Here is a 16,052-nt window from a genome sequence, read left to right as displayed (position 1 = left end):
AAAAAACAGTCTAACGTTCTGGCTGTTCTTTCCTGTCTCGTATTGTCTCTTTGTTGTACTGTGCATCTTTTCCATCTGATACGCTGTCTGGAATAAGACTCTTCCATATAGATTTACCAATATTCAACTCTTTGAATACTGCCCTTTCTTTTGCACATGTTTTGGAATACTCCTCTTTATAATGTTTACGCAATGCTTCCACCTCTTCTAGGCTATATCCCTGTGATAAAAGCTTTTGTTTCAATGTTTCCCATTGCAGATGCTCATCCGTAAAAAATTCATCTCCCTGAAGGAAAGACTTCTCAGCAGGTTCTAACTCTTTCATATCATCTGCTATATCAAAAAGTTCTCGACTTCTCTCCCTAGCCTTATAAATGCGGCTTTTCTCTGCTGAGACTTCTTTTCTTTTATCTGTCAATGAGCTGATTACACTGACAAGCTCCTCCGCTGAATGAATGTCATGATTGACAAGGAACAAATACTCCTCCTGCAGTTTATGCATCTTACGGATATCTTCCTTATACTTCCATACCTGACTGTATGGCTTCTTTTTCAGCTTTCCTATCCGGTATAGCTTTGCATAGTATCTCTTTTGAAGTCCCGACATCTTTGCCCTTCGGTATCTTCTCACCTTACACTTACAAAGGACCGGTTGTACCTCTTTCTGCTGTTCCCTGTAAAATGAAATATCCTCTTTTTCTATCCTTTCCCGGATTGCCTCATCAGAATACATGTCCCCTAATGTCTTACATCTACGAAATCTCGTCATTCCTTGTGGCTTTACCGCCAGATACTTTCCCTGCTTGACCTCATATCCTTTGTCAGATAACAGTTCCAGAAACTGCTCATAATTTCCAGCCTGCAGGATGCAGGAATCCAGGTCTCTCTTAATCATATCTGCCCACACAAAACTGCCTTCACGATATTCGCTCCAGTCCTTATAGCTTTCATGCTCTTTTTCCTTATTGCCATCATCAACATCAATGATTGAAAGACCATATTCCTGACACAGCTTATTCGTGATTGGCTGGATATACTTTGCCCAGTCTCCCTTTTCATAGCGGTACTTTTTCCCATCCACAAAACTCACACTGTTAAATACAATGTGTGAATGAACATGTGCTGTATTATCATGCACCACATATACTGCCTCGTATGATTTTCCAAGATACTCTTCCACGAATCTGCGGGTTATCTCAAATGCCGTATCAGGATTCACTTCATCTTCCTTAAATGAGAGAATGATATGATATCCCTGCCTTTTATCAACTTTTCCAAACTTCCGTTTGGTCGCTTTCATCTGTTCAAATGCAGAATCAACCTGACAGTTGATTGCACCTATAAGCCTTCCATCCTGTGTTTTCTCCGGATTCATCACATAATCAAGAGATCTCTTCAGATGTTTTCCGTGAAAATGCCCACCACAATCCTTCATATTAAGGATTTTACTGATTGCCAATCTTTACCACCGCCTCATCTACCTTCTGATTCAGTTTTCGCATATAAGCTATCAGCTGTGTCTTATCTTCCTTGGAATACAGCCCGGCATTGCTGTTAAATACTATCTGATTGATGTTAATGCCGATTCGGTTGACCTCATTGATGAGTTCTTTCAGAATCTTCCTTACTTCCGGATAATCATTTGGTTTCTGACTGATAAGAAGACGGATATACTCTGCCTCATTCATTCCATTATCACATGCCTTTTTTGCAAGCATCTTAGCTTCCTCTGGCATTAGTCTTAGTGTTTTCCTAACACAATGAACTTTATCTGCCATAGACTCACCTTCCTCTCTTACCCGTACTATAATCTTTAATTCCTTCTGCAACTGTCACTGCAGCTTTTTCCAAATCATCCCTGCTACTTAGATGACTAATGAATGATTCCACCAAAGCAGCTGCCATTTCATCAATCTCCTTTGCATAACAGGTCTTTTCAAACAATCTGTCCAGCCTCTTTTCATCTGCTTTCAAACTGTCATACTTATCCTGATACTCACTGTAATCTTTAAAATCCTTTGGATCATTCCTATGTGCATCAGCATCAAGTATCAGTTCATAATTCCATTCACAAACAGTATCTATAACATCATCTATCGGGTATGGTTCAATTTCACCATTCTCCTCAGCCACATCCTGTCTGTACATCTTCCCATCAGTATCTATGCCAATAGCATAATCATGACCTTCCATATAGTTAAGCAGAATTGCAGCATCTTCTATCGAAGGGTTAAGTAAGATATCAAATGTGTCTGCCCAGGCAATCAGTTCTTCTGGTTTTGAAAATAACGTAACTTCTGCATCCATTGCTTCCTTGCACCTCCTTATCCGTGTTTAGTAAATATTCACCAAAGCTCCAGTCTCCGGTTAGTCCCCGGCGACTGCTAGATACGCATTAGAGACATCTCTGTCCTAATGCCATCTAGTTAGGGAGAAAATCTCCCTAAAACCCTCTGTTTATGGAAGTGGGGGCGCTTTTTGCCCCCACTTTGCTACTTTGGGGGCGCTTTCTGCCCCCACTTTGTTATTTTGGGGGCGCTTTCTGCCCCCACTTTTATTTTTACTTTCGTTCGGACTCTGGCGTGTACGAATTGCGGGGGCGCTTTTTGCCCCCACTTTGACATTTTGGGGGCGCTTTCTGCCCCCACTTTGCTGTTTTGGGGGCGCTTTCTGCCCCCACACATCAAAATCCGATTTCTCATGCCCTGACTGGGTCATCAACTCTCTGATTCATCTGGTTCAGATTATGCTTTGCCGCCACAAGCCACTCGTTGTAATCCTTATATCCGGCTGGAGGCGGGCAGTCTTCTACCTCATATCCAAGCTCATAATACTTTCTCATAAGTTCAGCTGCCGCATTTCTCCCCGGCTCATCTCCATCAAGGCAGAACCGGATGGAAGTAATCTGCGGATGTTCCCGAAGAAATGTTTCAAGTGGTGCATCTGCGAGCATCCCAAGTGCCAGCTTATTTGATTCATAATCCGTGAAGATATCCACATAACTCATAAGGTCGATTGCAGCCTCAAATACTACTAGCTCTGTACTGTTTTCATTTACCACATTAAATCCATAGTTCTTATCATTTCCTGTGACATCACACTTGAATGGCTTGCCCTGCTTATCAAACACGCCTCTCATACTTGCAAATCTTGTCACTCCATTTTTGTCATTTCCTTTGAAAACAATATTGTGGTAATGCCTGCTCTCATAAATCAGTCCATCTTTTAAAAACAAATCTATGACTGCTCTGCTGATTCCTCTCTCCTGATTCAGATAGGAAATAAGATAGGAATTATCTCCTGCCGGTTCCGGTAGGACAAATGGCTTTCTCTTCTCTGCCTGCTTCTGCGATACCTGATGAACAAGTGGCTGCTTTACAGGATTCTCGATTCTTCTGTATCCTGCAAAATCTAAAAGCCAGAACACAGCCTCCTTTACACTCATTCCACAAAATACCCGTAAGAAATCTATCTGTGAGCCGCCATTGTTGCCTTTGTCAAACTGCCTTGACCATCTGTACCAATGGCTTCTGTTATAGATACGGATGGAATCCATCTCCTTTAAAGTGTGGTATTTGCCAATCCTCTTTACTGTATACCCAAGGCTTTCTGCCACTGCACACAGGTCAACACTCTTTGCTATGGTAAGCTCTTCATCCGTAAATCTTCCATCCATGCTCTCACCTTGCCTTTCCCTGTTCTGCTACAAGCGGTGACTTGATATCAAGTGTCCGGTAATCTGTGCTCAGGGTAATCTTAGGATTATCAATCATGCCTTTTTCCCTGAAACTGAAAAATTCTCGATTGTCTCCACCGACTATGATATGGTCAATGAGCGGTATTCCCATCAGCTCACACAGCTTGTTCATGCGGTCTGTCATCATCGTGTCTGCCTTGCTTGGGAATACGTTCCCGGATGGATGACAATGGATTAACATCATGCTTGCGGCATTGCTTAAGATACTTGATTTAAACAGTTCTCTCGGATGTGCCATTGCCTCATTTAAAGAGCCAACACTTGCAAAATGCACATTGATAGGTTTTAAATCTGACCTTAGATTGACCACACACACTACTTCCCTGTCAAACTGGCACATACATTCTCCCATGACAGCAGCTATATCAGCTGGATTATTAAAGGTGTGCTCCGAATAAATCGGAGCATCCTTTACAAGTCTTACCGAAACCACATCAAGCTTGAAGTCATTCTTCTTTGGCATCAGACACCGCCTCCTCTCCAAACTCGACACGGATAACAAAGTCACCTTTCTGGCTGTTTATGAGAGCAATGAATTCTTCCATTGTAAGTTCCTGCTCCATAACTGCCTCCTATCTGGACTTTTCCTTCGCATCATATACAAGGGGAGGTTCTGCAACGATACCATCAAGTCTCTTGTTCGGTGTATCAGTTGCAAGGGTAAGTTTTCTTAAATCCTTATCATAGTGATATACCTGATTGGAAAGTCTCTCGTCCAAAGACACCTCCTGCATATTTACCTCGACTACCATCTGTGCAAGCATCTCAGGGCTTCCCATATCTGAAGATACAGCAATAACCTCATGCACGCTCGAAGGGAGAATATAAAGGTCACTCTCTAAACTCTCTGCCAGCTCATGAAGCTCATTCTCATAAAGCATGGATGCTGCACCATTGATACCCTTTTCATTGGAAATCACCCACATTGTCTGTTCCGGTGGAATCTCGGCTATCATCATCTCTGCAATCTCCTGTGGCATCCCATCCCTTGCGAACATTTCTCTCATAATGTCATTCATGCTTCGTACTACAGGTGGGAAGATTCTTCTTGTGTTTTCAGCAGCACACTTAAAGAGCTGTTCCTCACTCATTCCAAGTCTTTTCGCAAATTCATTTGTAATTTTTGAACTCTGCACCGCATCCTTATCGGCACTGATAATTACCTTATACACAATAGAAAGATCCTGGAACTCTCTGTGAGGCACCTGTTCCAAAAATGTCTTGTTCTGCTCTGTATTGATGAGCTGGAATACAATCTTCTCGTTAGCATCCCTCATAATGCTGTCCACATCAACAACCGGAGCCTGCTCATATGCCCTTTCCATGAAGTCACATGCAGCCATAAGTGTTTCTTCAAGATCACCACAGTTCTGATACTTCTTATACATGTCATTGATATAAATCGTAGGCGAAATATTCCTGCCTTCCTCTCTTAAGATGATGCCATCAAGAGTCACATTCACCTTTTCCACGGGTTCTACCACAAGCTCCATTCCTTTGAACTTCTCAGGCATATAATCCATAAACTTTTCTTTTACTACTTCCTTAAAAATCTCGTAATTCATCATATTACGGTTCCTCCTTAATCTAAATTGTCATACAAAATCCCTTCATCCTCGGGATTTTTGTGTTCTCTGTAACTGTTGTCTTCTTCGATTCCCATATCAAAAGTGGTATGAGATTTTCTTTTCTTTCTGTAATAATTCTTGAGAAACATGCACTTTCTACAGTCCTCACAGAATAATTCTTCCGGCGGAATGCCAAGTGCCTTTGCAATCCTGTTCAACGTTCCCGTCCTTGGAACTCTTGAACCATTTTCGTATTGGGCAATTCTTACATCACCTCTATTTTCAAAACCACTTTTCTCGCCCAGTTCCCTGAGTGTCATTTTTTGTCGTTTTCTGTAATATCTGATTCTTTCTCCTACCACTGTTTGTCCTCCAAATCAAAAAAAGCAGGGGAACATAAGTCACTGGCTTACATTCCCCGCAAGGTTAATTGTTACTGCTTATTCTTTTTCTTTCTTCCACGAAGTCCTACTCCAACACCTGTAATAAGTGCAAGTGCACCAATTCCAAGATAAAGAAGCGGATTTGCATTGTCGCCTGTCTGTGGAAGCTTAGGTTCTGTCGGTACATTGACAAGCTTAAGAGTTGTTACAACAACATCCGGTGCATTGTCATCGTATCGAAGAGTTACATCGTGAGCTGTCTCATCGAGGATATATCCGTCAGCTGCTTTTGTCTCAACTACTGTATAATGGATATCTTCCTTGAATGATCCATCCTCGTTGTAAGTACAGATAGGAAGCTCCTTGCTCTCTGCATGACCATTCTTGTCAGTAGTGAGTGTGTCAAGCACCTTTCCGTCCTTATCTCTTACTTCAAATACAACACCCTCGATCGGCTTTCCGGTTACTTTTTCAGTTTTCTCAATGACAATCTTTCCGACTGCCTGCTCGTCCTTCATGGATACCTTCTGGATTTCTGCAGTCTCCTTTACTTCAAAGGTTACATCACTTGCCACCTTATATCCATATGGTGCAGATTCCTCTCTGAGTGTGTACTTTCCGACAGGAAGTCTCTCAATCATATGAGTCTTTCCTGCTTCTGATGTCCAGCTCTCAACAAGCTTTCCATCAGCATCAATAACTGAAAGCTTTGCTCCAGGTAATTCTTTCTCGCCTGTGATATCAGTCTTTGAAATCTCTACCTTAATCGGTGCATTTTCAAATGCTGCCTCAAACTCGATAACCTTTACCTTATCTCCCTGATATGAAGCATCCACATCAAAAATCTTATCAGACTTCACATAGCCCTTTGGTGCCTCAATCTCTTTGACATAATACTGTCCAAGCGGAAGGTCAGAGGTAAATGCAGCCTTTCCATCCTTACCTGTTACTGTTCTCTCAATCTGTGTATCAGCCTTTACGATTACCTTGCCATCTTTGTTCACGATATCTTCTTTCGCAAATAAACTGAATACTGCTCCTTCAAGTGCTTCCTTAGTCTCTGAATCCGTCTTGGTTACAGTAATCTGCACTTTCTGACGCTCATTTGTCACATCCGTTCCTGCAAATACAACCTTTGTATTCTGGTCGATATAGGAAAGGTCTGCCTCAATCGGTGTATCATCTAATACAAATCCATCAATGGTCTTTGTCTCAACAAGATAATATCTGCCAAGTGGAAGGTCATCAATTCTTGCGATCCCCTTATCATTTGTCACGATGCTTGCCACCTTGTCTCCTGCCTTGTGATATACAGTGTCAAGTCCGTCAGCACTCACGATATCCTCTTTTGCATATACATCAAAAGTTACTCCTGCAAGGCTGTCCTTGAAGAAATTGAAGATAAAGTCGTACCAGTAACCCTTCATAAGAGTAGTGTCTGTTACAAATTCACCGTCCTTATTGATAACGATGGAACCTGTAGGAACTTCATCCTTCATCTCTACATGCTGCACTTTTCCTGTATCCTCCACTGTAAACTGGATATCAGTTGCCTTGAGGTATCCGTAAGGAGCAAACTCTTCACGAAGAGTGTAAGTCTCTCCAACTACAAGTCTCTTGATTACATGTGCTTCCTTAGCATCAGATGTCCATGTGTCTACCACATTTCCATCCTTATCAAGTACAGTAAGTGTTGCACCTGTAAGCTCTGCACTGCTTGTGATATCTGTCTTTGTAAACTCAAAGGTTGTAGGAGTGTTCTTATACTCGCTGTTATATACAGCAGTCTTAACATCCTGTCCCTGATATTTTGTATCAAAGTTTACTGCTTCCTCATTTGTCACATATCCGGCAGGCTTTACAAGCTCCCTTGCAACATATTTTGCAAATGGATAATCCTTAACAAAAGCAATCTTTCCATTCTCATCAGATGTTGTCTTCTCAAGAAGTGTGCCTTTCTCGATAATTACCTTGCCATCTACATTCTTGATATCCTCGTCTGCATAAAGACCAAATACTGCACCTGCAATCGGTGTATTATCTTCTGAATCAAGCTTAGTCACTGACATATCAAGCTTCTGTCTGTCATCTGAGAAAGTAAGGCTTTCCTTGATAACAGGTGTCTTATCATCCACATATGTGAATGTCACTTTCTGCTCATTCGGATTTAATACATATCCGTATGGAGCTTCCACTTCCACAACCCTGTACTGTCCAAGAGGAAGATTCTTAGCTGTTGCCTTTCCATCCTTACCAGTTGTAAGAGTTGTCACAAGGTCTCCCTTGCTGTAATACTTAATGCGGTTTCCGTCTGCATCCTTCTGGTTGTCTGCTGTGTAAATATCCTCGGCAGCATAAACTTTGAATTTTGCTCCGCCAAGTGAGCCTTCCTTATAAACAAACTCTTTCTCATATGAGCTTGCAAGAAGTCCACCCTTGAATCCGTCAAGTACCTCTCCCTTCTTTTCTACAGTCAGCTCTCCGACTACAGGGGCATCTGAATATTCCACGGTGATGAACGCATCATTTGTATCACCATCTGTTTCAAATGCTGTGTCAGTATCAACAGATATGCTGACATACTTATCATTTACAACATATCCGTATGGTGCAGATACTTCCTCAATGCGGTAGTTACCGATTTTCAGTGCCTCCGGTAAGATTAAATCTCCGTCCTCATCAGTAAAGAATGAAGTATGCTCTACCTTTGACGGATAAGTTGTGTACTGCTTCACATATTCGTTCTTATCAATATTGAAGATTTTAAACTCTGCATTTGGTACAAGCACTGTCTGCTTTGTATCGGAATCCTTCTTGATTACACGAAGCTTTGCAGTAAACTCCCTGTCAAGGAATACTCTCCATGTCTGAGGCTTGTCAGGATGATTCTCGCTGATTTTCACCTCAAATGGCTTGATTGTTTTCATGTTATGCGGTGTCTTTGACTCAACTACCACATAGGTTCCATAAGGAATTGCAATAGAAACTGCATGTCCCTTATCATCTGATGTGATTGTTGTTGCTCCGTTTTCCCCGATTACCACAGGAGTTGCCTTGTCAAAGTCATAACTTCCATCTGCCTTTACAGGTAAAGATGATTTCAAATAAGCTGTAAACTCTGCACCTGCAAGAAGTCCTGCTTCAGTATCATCGCCATTGTCCGATACCTTGATAAGCTGGAATGGCTGCTTGATAACCTGCTCTGCTGAGGTTGTGCTTCTTGATACCTCTGCTACAAGGTCTCCCTCATAGTCGCATACTACATCGTGCTCCTCTTCGTCTAAGAGATACCCCTCTGATGGAGTGATTTCCTTTACATAATAATTCCCAAGGTAAAGGTTATTGACCTCTGCCTCTCCATTCTTATCTGTTGTAAGTGTTGCTACAAGGTCACCTGCTTTGAATACGACTCCTGTTGCTCCGTCCGGATGCACGATATCGTTTCTCGCATAAAGACCATAAACTGCACCTTCAAGGCTTGCATCTCCCTGGGCAACTGCCTTGCCTGATTCCTTGTCTACCTTGTAGATATGAATCTTTGCTGTAGTTCTGTTATTTGCAAATGTGTGACTGAATGATGCCTTTGCCTGTGTTTCAGGTAATACATTGAAATTGAAGCTGTAAACATCTTTACTGTTTCTGATATACGCATATGGAGCCTGTGTCTCTGAGATAAAATATCCATTAGAGATTGGCAGATCCACGCTATAGCTTGCCTTTCCGTCCTCACCTGTAGTTACTGTCTCAAGAGCTGTACCCTTTGTCACAATAACCTGTCCGGCATAGTTCTTAATGTCATTTCCGGCATAAAGTGTGTACTTGCCGCCATCAAGAGGGTTCTCTGTGTCAGAATCCTTCTTTACGACAGATACATCCGCTTTCTGCCTTGTATTCTCAATCGTAGTTGATTCATACTGGACTGTCACAGTCTGGTCCTTATACTCAACTGCAACTGTCTGAGGTGTGGTATTGATTGTATATCCGTCAATGCTCTTAATCTCAGTAACCACATAAGTTCCAAGATGAAGGTCAGATAATACCACCTGTCCGTCAGTTCCTGTTGTAAGGCTTTCTGCCACAACATCGCCAGCACTATACACCTTTGTACCATCTGCCTTATAGATATCTGCTCCGGCAGTTACCTTAAATGCTGCTCCGGAAAGCTTCTTTTTCTCATAAGTGAAATTGCTTCCATTCCATGAGCTAAGAACCTCACCCTCTTTATAGATTGTGATTGCTCCAAGCTGCTCTTTATCTGTTGCAGAGATTCCCGTTGTCTGTCCTGCTTTTACAGTAAGTGTATGAACCTTACCGGAAAGGACATATCCCTTTGGAGCGGTAATCTCTTTTACATAATAAGTGCCTGCAACAAGTGCAGCTGACTTTGCATATCCGTTTCCATCTGTTGTCATGGTCTGTACTCTGTTTGTGCATCTGCTGTCAGAATAGATTCCATAAACTGCTCCGGAAAGCTTCACTCCGCTTGACTCATCTGTCTTTGTAAGCTCACCATATCCGATGTTCTCTGTCTTGATCTTGATATAGGCTTTGATAGGATCTGCTGTCGGTCTTTCAGAAATAAACTCCTGATATCCGCTCTTTCCTGTAAGCCAGAATACACAGCTTGATGTTGTCTCAACCTTGCCAGCATTGGATGTGAATGTTCCTGTTGTAGCTGTGGTATTCACGCTCGTTGAAGAGATTGTAATACTGTTGCCATTCTTATCAACAGAATATCCGCTGATGCCAAAATCAAAGTCTGATAAGACACCATTGCTGTCAGATAATGTTGTTTCAAATCTCTGACTTCCCTCATTCCACTTCAACTCATAAGTTGGTGCCTCACTGGTTCTGCGTGATGCAAAACTTGGAAGCGTTGCATTGTAGGAACTGCTGATATTGTCTCTGAGCCTCTCATAATAGCTGTATGAAGAATCAGGACTTGGTGCTGTGTTACAGAGCTTTCTTGCTGCTGAATCACCGCTTCCGGTTCCAAAGATATCTGCTACAATAACCCATACCATTGCCTGAGTTGCGATATACTCATCGCACTGGCTGTTGCTTGGTGCCGCCTTTTGTGTACTGTTAAACCCATAATAAAGGCAGTAACTTAAAAGCTTTCTCTGCTGTGCTGACATTGATGTGCTCGCATCATCGTAGCTGTTCATAAGCTGACCGCCATCTGCCTTCAATCCGAAATTCATACAATACGCCGAATTTCCGTCAAGAATTGAATACAGAATCTTGCCATGATTAAATCCGGGCTTTAGCTCACTTACTTCTCCGGAATTTTTGACTGACGCATTCCAGAACGCAATATTTGCCTGCGGACTGGCTGCAAATGCTGTTGTACCATTCGCAAAGAGTGTTCCAACCAGTGTGAGCATAGCCATAAATCCTGCCATAAAACGCTTTAGTTTCTGTTTCATGTGCTCTTTCCTCCTTAATTTACGCATAAAAAAAGAAAGACATAAGTTTATGGCTTACATCTTTCTTCCTTCTGCTTCTATTCGTTTTTATTTATCTGTGACATCGAAACTCGTAATAGTCTGTGCCGCCTGTCGTGTAAACTCCATCATAACTGATGTAGAATACCGGATCTGTTTCCAAAAGTAACATACTTGCAATATATTCTGCGATTGCATCCTCAGAGGATAACCGCTGTCCATCAATGGTACTTGCTTTGTTGAGGTCTGTCTCTACAAACACACTATAATAAGAGCCTTCCATACCATCGTAAGGATAATACTCATTGTACTCTTCCTGCGTGATACTGCCATCATTCAAATGATTCTGTAAATTCTGCTGTGTGGTAATCATCCCTCCTGCCTGACACTTTGCTGTTGCAAGTGACACAACATTCTGTGGACTGTATGCCACGGATGCAGGCTGTGGATTGCTCACATTGTCTTTCGGACTGTCTGTAGTCTGACCACCATTACCTGCATTACTCTGATTTCCGCCAGCTTCCTCATTATCATTTACTGAAGCTTTCTGTTCCGGCTCGTCATTCTGCTTTGGCTTTTCTTCCTGCCTTGAAGCAGTTTCATTATCAGCGGACCGGTTATCTTCCTTATCATTCTTCTCTTCTGAATCTTTAACCTCGGCAATATCTTTGTCTGTCTCTTCACTTCCACCTTCGGTTGTGACCTCTGTGACAGCTTCCGTTGCCATTTCTGCTTCCTCAGTTGGCTTTACGCTTTCCGTCTGTTTCTCTGTCTGATTATCAGCCTTTTCCTTACCACCATTACAGGCAGCCATTGAAAAGACCAGTAGTGCGGATAATAAGATAATACTTATCTTCTTCATAGTAATCACCCATCCCTTCTCCGCAAGAGGGACGGGCTTTGTGTTCCGTGCCATCCACCCTTGCGGTGAACTATTTATCTGTAATGCACGGGACACATAGGACTGTCCCGTATTCTGTGCATCTTAAACTCCTTTCATTACACCAGCTCTCTTATTTTAAAGAAATACTGCATAAGTCGTCTGTTCTTCTTATAATTCAAGAATAAACCCTTTGCCTGCATATATGCTCACCTCCTCTCAGAATGTGCCCATTCTTACGAATGAAAGAAATACCCTTGCCACCATAGCGAATAGAAGAAGAATTATTCTGGCAAGTCCTAAGACCAGCTTCAAAGCTCCAAGAATTATCCTTAATATCCACTTGAGTATCTCTAAAATCACTGTTCCTACGGCTCCCATAACTCTTCTCATAATAATCAGTCTCCTTTCGACATCCATCCCATTGCAAGTCCTGCAACATCTTCATCATCCATAACATCTTCTGTTGGTTCTTCCTCTTCACTATTGGCTGCCTGCCTTATTACCGGCTGACCAACATTCATCCCGGATATCACTCCGCCTAACAACCTTATGACCTCTTTCCTAGCCTCATTGGTTGCTGCTTCAATGACTTCTTCCTTAATGTCATCAATATCTTCTGACCGGATATATTCTGCCCTCTCTTTTTCCTTCTTCTTGATAACAAAGGTTTCTTTTCCATAATTATCAATGTAGAACTGAATCGCCTCTATAATGAACTGGTTCTTAGATTTGAAAATCTTCGGATCAAGGTTCTGAATTACATCATTGATTTTCACATGCTGAGGATTGCTCATGTTTAGGCGGACAGAAGTTTTTACTTCATATTCAAGTCTTCTTCCCATCATCTGCCTCCTTATGATAATCGCTTAGTGCTTTTAAGACCCATCGTAGCAAGCTGCTCATATCCTCTTGCATTTGCCTTTACATCAAGGTTATAGGAAATGTTCCTGGCATCGTGACTCCCAAAATTTTTCATCACAACTGCCCCGCCTCCGACAAATACAATCGGTGTAGTCTTTAAGTTATACCCAAACTCACGGATTGAGTTATATACCTTATCAACAAAATCCTCTATCTCTGCCTTAATAATGGCAAAGTATTCATCATCAATATCTGACCTGCCATACCGCATGATGTTCTGTATCTCTGACTCGTCTATCTCTCCGTTAAGCTGTCTTACACACTGCTCATTGATAGAACGCATACAGGTAATAAGACCTTTTGGAATCGTCACACACTTAGATTCATCCGGTGACTTGTTGATTACCGGCATAATGTCGATTGTCCAGCTACCAATATCTACTATCAGCGTTTTCTTTGCCATTGTAGGAATCTTGTCCACTACTGCCGCATAACACTGTGGGAATACTGCCACATCATCAATCTCGATATGATACGGCTCATTCTCATATTTGAAGCTCACCCGCTTATTCTTTGTCAGGTACTTGATAAAATCATTCTTCTCAGCTCCAAACCTTGTAAGTGGAAGTCCTACAGCAAGGAATACCTTTGCCTCTGCAAGACCTCTTCTTTTAAGTTCCTTGGCAACTGCTGCAAGAGTGAGAAGATAAAAGCTGTCATCTTCGACCTTGGTATCCTTTACTTCCTGCCTCACAGTTCCAACCTTATAGAACTTTCCTTCATACTCAAGTACATCGCCGAAAAGTGCCGGAGTTGTTGTAATCTCCTTAACACCTGTGACAAATACCTGAGAGATTGTTTTCATCATTGACCATCCATGATCAATGCCGATTACTTCTAACTTGTTATTCATGTTCCTGTCTCTCCTTCCCTTCCGTAATATTTGCTTCCATATCCTGCTCATCTGTATCTTTTCTCCCTTCCTCTTCCATAAGCTGCTCAATAAACCTCTCTGTTCTGGACGACATTGCAACTAATGAATATAGAAAAACCAGGATGATACTTATTCCGACCAACACTACAATCCAACATAGCTTCATGTAAATACGCCTCCTTCCGTAGATTCTTCTAAGAGACACTTACAATTTGCCTGACATTTTCGTGCCAGTCTTTGGAAATAAACACATTTCAAACATTCGTGCTCTGCCATAAATAATGCTTTCTCATTTCTGGCTACAATCTTTCGGTAACGCTTTTTCAAATAAGAAACATCATATAAATCCTGCTTGATTTCATTCATGGCATTTTGCTTCATTATCGCTGTGTTCAGTGAATTAATGTAGCTGACGAACTTTTCCTCAGTGCTTATATCCACACCTTTAAAAGTTAATTTCATTCACTACTTACCTGCTTTCTACACGGCTCATGCCATGTAGGTGTGCTTTTTTCCCATTTGCCTGCACACATAGGAATTACAGATAAGCCGCATCTGCGTTTACGACGCATTAAGTTAAATTAAATAATGCTATCCTCTCTACCGCCTTTTCGAGAGCCAGGAAGTTCCCTTTGAACACCTTCATAGTTTATTATCCTTCCGCAACAGTATTGACTACCCTTACTCGCTCCACTTTCATTTCTCAATCCTTCAGCACTCTTCGCAAGTATATTTGATTTCCATCAGGTATCTGAACCGGAATTATCACTATATCTGTAATTGTTATTCAATTGTATGAGCTGCTTTGCAACTCGCAGGATTATGATATAGCAAAATTTTGAATCCTTGAACTTCGCCAAAAGAAGTATTTTCAACATATCTATTCTTTTTATGTTAGTCCTCATTTGTGGTCTGTTCGCATTTTTATTATATAGTCCACATTTGTGGTTGTCAATATATTTTCAAAATAATGTACCACTTTTGTGAACTCTGTGTTAAAATATTCATATCAATTTGTTTGAGGTGATTATTAATGGATAATAGACATTCAATTGGAAGTAAAATTCAAAAATATAGAAAATTAAAAGATATGACACAGGACGAATTATCAAAACAGTCCGGTATTTATTTATCTACCATAAAGAAATATGAAAGCGGTGAACGCAATCCAAAACCAGATCAACTTCAAAAAATAGCTGAAGCTCTTGGCATTAGCGTAACTGTATTTCTTGATTACGATATTAATACCGTTAGTGATGTTCTTTCTTTGGTTATGAAGCTTAATGAACAATCTTCATTGAAAATATCTGCTGATAAGGATAAAGATGGCAACTACATCCCCAGCAGCATACACATGACATTTGAAGATTCACAAATAAATGAAGCTATTTGTTCTTATCTAAATTGTAAACAACAGATGGATTTAATTTCCTATGAGGATAATGATAAAGCTGTGATTGAACAGCAAAAAGAATTTTATGATGATAAGATTAACAGATTGCTTTTATTTAATGAACGTATTAAAAAAATCCGCTAAATTGCGGATTTTTCTTTGCTAGGACTCTTTTATAATACTTCTCTTTACATATCCTGAGTAGTTTATCCACTACTCAAATAGCTTTGGTAAATCGTTGGTAAAATCTACTGTAACATCCCCAAAACACTGTAAACTCAAGTATTTTTAATCAAGGTTAGTATATTGCCGTGGCAAACAAATAACACACTTATCATTGCTTAAAACTCCTTGAAATGCTGTATTTACGCTGTTTACAGGTATTTTCCGATAATCCTCAATCCTGTCATTTTCCTGTATATCACAGCATAAATTCGTATATTTTCTTATCCAAATTTAGTAACTTCTTAGTAATAACCAGCCTGGAAAACAGGCTTCCTAAGAACCTTATAATCAGATTATTTTTAATTTTTTTCTATTATTTTATCATACTATGCCGATTTTGCAATCCTATTCATCTCTTCCTAGAGCGTGTTTGAAAAAGGCTTTCTGCAAGATGTGCGTCACAATTTGTGGGAGATTTCGCTCGGATGAGGGCGCCGTAGCGGGCTACGGCAACCGAATTCGGGTGAAATCTCCCGCAAAGTGGGGCGTGCAGATTGCGGGAATGATTTTCAAACAGGCTCTAGTATAGTATCCATCTAGTAATAATAGTTTACAGTTACTTGCTTTTTTGCTATACTCCATTCAAAAAACAGTTCTGGAG

The 16,052-nt window shown here is 41.0% G+C and carries 15 protein-coding genes and 2 pseudogenes; 2 read left to right on the top strand and 15 right to left on the bottom strand.

Annotation, left to right across the window (positions count from 1 at the left end; genetic code table 11):
* Positions 1-10: 10 nt before the first annotated feature.
* The 14 genes from I2D69_RS10680 to I2D69_RS10615 all read right to left on the bottom strand — a co-directional run bounded on the left by I2D69_RS10680 (position 11) and on the right by I2D69_RS10615 (position 14,295).
* Positions 11-1,459 carry a relaxase/mobilization nuclease domain-containing protein gene (locus I2D69_RS10680; RefSeq protein WP_243243801.1) on the bottom strand — a complete coding sequence of 483 codons (1,449 nt, stop codon included), beginning with the start codon at positions 1,457-1,459 and terminating at the stop codon, positions 11-13.
* The gene (gene mobC / locus I2D69_RS10675) at positions 1,446-1,778 is read right to left on the bottom strand and encodes a plasmid mobilization relaxosome protein MobC (protein ID WP_055216197.1); all 333 of its coding nucleotides are present in this window, start codon (positions 1,776-1,778) and stop codon (positions 1,446-1,448) included. Before mobC ends, I2D69_RS10680 begins: the two co-directional genes overlap by 14 nt.
* A gap of 4 nt (positions 1,779-1,782) precedes the next feature.
* Positions 1,783-2,307 carry a multidrug transporter gene (locus I2D69_RS10670; protein WP_178742038.1) on the bottom strand — a complete coding sequence of 175 codons (525 nt, stop codon included), beginning with the start codon at positions 2,305-2,307 and terminating at the stop codon, positions 1,783-1,785.
* Positions 2,308-2,698: 391 nt separating this feature from the next.
* On the bottom strand, positions 2,699-3,676 hold the full coding sequence (locus I2D69_RS10665) for a DUF3991 and TOPRIM domain-containing protein (RefSeq protein WP_178742036.1): 978 nt from the start codon (positions 3,674-3,676) through the stop codon (positions 2,699-2,701).
* A 4-nt stretch (positions 3,677-3,680) separates the two neighbouring features.
* Positions 3,681-4,220: a JAB domain-containing protein gene (locus I2D69_RS10660; protein WP_178742034.1), complete on the bottom strand. Its 540-nt coding sequence runs from the start codon at positions 4,218-4,220 to the stop codon at positions 3,681-3,683.
* Between the two features lie 109 nt (positions 4,221-4,329).
* Positions 4,330-5,325 carry a DUF5688 family protein gene (locus tag I2D69_RS10655; protein ID WP_195379884.1) on the bottom strand — a complete coding sequence of 332 codons (996 nt, stop codon included), beginning with the start codon at positions 5,323-5,325 and terminating at the stop codon, positions 4,330-4,332.
* Positions 5,326-5,339: 14 nt separating this feature from the next.
* Positions 5,340-5,687: a helix-turn-helix transcriptional regulator gene (locus I2D69_RS10650; RefSeq protein WP_055306798.1), complete on the bottom strand. Its 348-nt coding sequence runs from the start codon at positions 5,685-5,687 to the stop codon at positions 5,340-5,342.
* 71 nt (positions 5,688-5,758) lie between these two features.
* The gene (locus I2D69_RS10645) at positions 5,759-11,137 is read right to left on the bottom strand and encodes a SpaA isopeptide-forming pilin-related protein (protein ID WP_195379883.1); all 5,379 of its coding nucleotides are present in this window, start codon (positions 11,135-11,137) and stop codon (positions 5,759-5,761) included.
* 91 nt (positions 11,138-11,228) lie between these two features.
* Positions 11,229-12,017 (bottom strand): hypothetical protein, encoded by a 789-nt coding sequence (locus I2D69_RS10640; protein WP_243243800.1) that lies wholly within the window; start codon positions 12,015-12,017, stop codon positions 11,229-11,231.
* A 237-nt stretch (positions 12,018-12,254) separates the two neighbouring features.
* Positions 12,255-12,428, bottom strand: coding sequence for a hypothetical protein (locus I2D69_RS10635; protein WP_172622380.1), 174 nt, complete (start codon positions 12,426-12,428; stop codon positions 12,255-12,257).
* Positions 12,429-12,433: 5 nt separating this feature from the next.
* Entirely contained in the window at positions 12,434-12,883 is a 450-nt protein-coding gene (locus tag I2D69_RS10630; protein WP_195379881.1) for an ATP-binding protein, read from the bottom strand.
* 8 nt (positions 12,884-12,891) lie between these two features.
* Positions 12,892-13,812: a ParM/StbA family protein gene (locus I2D69_RS10625; protein ID WP_195379880.1), complete on the bottom strand. Its 921-nt coding sequence runs from the start codon at positions 13,810-13,812 to the stop codon at positions 12,892-12,894.
* Positions 13,805-13,999, bottom strand: coding sequence for a hypothetical protein (locus tag I2D69_RS10620; protein WP_015568850.1), 195 nt, complete (start codon positions 13,997-13,999; stop codon positions 13,805-13,807). The genes I2D69_RS10625 and I2D69_RS10620 overlap by 8 nt, the downstream gene beginning before the upstream one ends.
* Positions 13,996-14,295, bottom strand: a complete 300-nt coding sequence (locus I2D69_RS10615; RefSeq protein WP_015568851.1) for a hypothetical protein — start codon at positions 14,293-14,295, stop codon at positions 13,996-13,998. The genes I2D69_RS10620 and I2D69_RS10615 overlap by 4 nt, the downstream gene beginning before the upstream one ends.
* 571 nt (positions 14,296-14,866) lie before the next feature.
* On the opposite strand from I2D69_RS10615, the gene I2D69_RS10610 reads away from it, so the two are divergent.
* Both I2D69_RS10610 and I2D69_RS21055 read left to right on the top strand, forming a co-directional pair.
* Positions 14,867-15,370 carry a helix-turn-helix transcriptional regulator gene (locus I2D69_RS10610; RefSeq protein ID WP_015516962.1) on the top strand — a complete coding sequence of 168 codons (504 nt, stop codon included), beginning with the start codon at positions 14,867-14,869 and terminating at the stop codon, positions 15,368-15,370.
* A 409-nt stretch (positions 15,371-15,779) separates the two neighbouring features.
* Positions 15,780-15,905 (top strand): annotated as a pseudogene (locus tag I2D69_RS21055) (DUF6783 domain-containing protein); the annotation flags it as partial.
* Here the strand turns inward: I2D69_RS21055 and I2D69_RS21050 are convergent.
* Positions 15,867-15,968: pseudogene (locus I2D69_RS21050) on the bottom strand (DUF6783 domain-containing protein); the annotation flags it as partial. The pseudogenes I2D69_RS21055 and I2D69_RS21050 overlap by 39 nt on opposite strands.
* Between the last annotated feature and the right edge of the window lie 84 nt (positions 15,969-16,052).

The organism is Ruminococcus sp. D54t1_190329_F1 (assembly GCF_015551645.1).
GTDB classification, from domain to species: Bacteria; Bacillota; Clostridia; order Lachnospirales; family Lachnospiraceae; genus Blautia_A; species Blautia_A faecis.
The sequence above is the reverse complement of the archived record's forward strand: the minus strand, read 5'-3'. Positions and strand labels throughout refer to the sequence as shown.

What these genes read in the sequence shown, in the direction of transcription:
- mobC (WP_055216197.1), bottom strand. Translation starts at nt 1,778, where the DNA reads ATGGCAGATAAAGTTCATTGTGTTAGGAAAACACTAAGACTAATGCCA.
- I2D69_RS10670 (WP_178742038.1), bottom strand. Translation starts at nt 2,307, where the DNA reads ATGGATGCAGAAGTTACGTTATTTTCAAAACCAGAAGAACTGATTGCC.
- I2D69_RS10665 (WP_178742036.1), bottom strand. Translation starts at nt 3,676, where the DNA reads ATGGATGGAAGATTTACGGATGAAGAGCTTACCATAGCAAAGAGTGTT.
- I2D69_RS10660 (WP_178742034.1), bottom strand. Translation starts at nt 4,220, where the DNA reads ATGCCAAAGAAGAATGACTTCAAGCTTGATGTGGTTTCGGTAAGACTT.
- I2D69_RS10655 (WP_195379884.1), bottom strand. Translation starts at nt 5,325, where the DNA reads ATGATGAATTACGAGATTTTTAAGGAAGTAGTAAAAGAAAAGTTTATG.
- I2D69_RS10645 (WP_195379883.1), bottom strand. Translation starts at nt 11,137, where the DNA reads ATGAAACAGAAACTAAAGCGTTTTATGGCAGGATTTATGGCTATGCTC.
- I2D69_RS10640 (WP_243243800.1), bottom strand. Translation starts at nt 12,017, where the DNA reads ATGAAGAAGATAAGTATTATCTTATTATCCGCACTACTGGTCTTTTCA.
- I2D69_RS10635 (WP_172622380.1), bottom strand. Translation starts at nt 12,428, where the DNA reads ATGAGAAGAGTTATGGGAGCCGTAGGAACAGTGATTTTAGAGATACTC.
- I2D69_RS10630 (WP_195379881.1), bottom strand. Translation starts at nt 12,883, where the DNA reads ATGATGGGAAGAAGACTTGAATATGAAGTAAAAACTTCTGTCCGCCTA.
- I2D69_RS10625 (WP_195379880.1), bottom strand. Translation starts at nt 13,812, where the DNA reads ATGAATAACAAGTTAGAAGTAATCGGCATTGATCATGGATGGTCAATG.
- I2D69_RS10620 (WP_015568850.1), bottom strand. Translation starts at nt 13,999, where the DNA reads ATGAAGCTATGTTGGATTGTAGTGTTGGTCGGAATAAGTATCATCCTG.
- I2D69_RS10615 (WP_015568851.1), bottom strand. Translation starts at nt 14,295, where the DNA reads ATGAAATTAACTTTTAAAGGTGTGGATATAAGCACTGAGGAAAAGTTC.
- I2D69_RS10610 (WP_015516962.1), top strand. Translation starts at nt 14,867, where the DNA reads ATGGATAATAGACATTCAATTGGAAGTAAAATTCAAAAATATAGAAAA.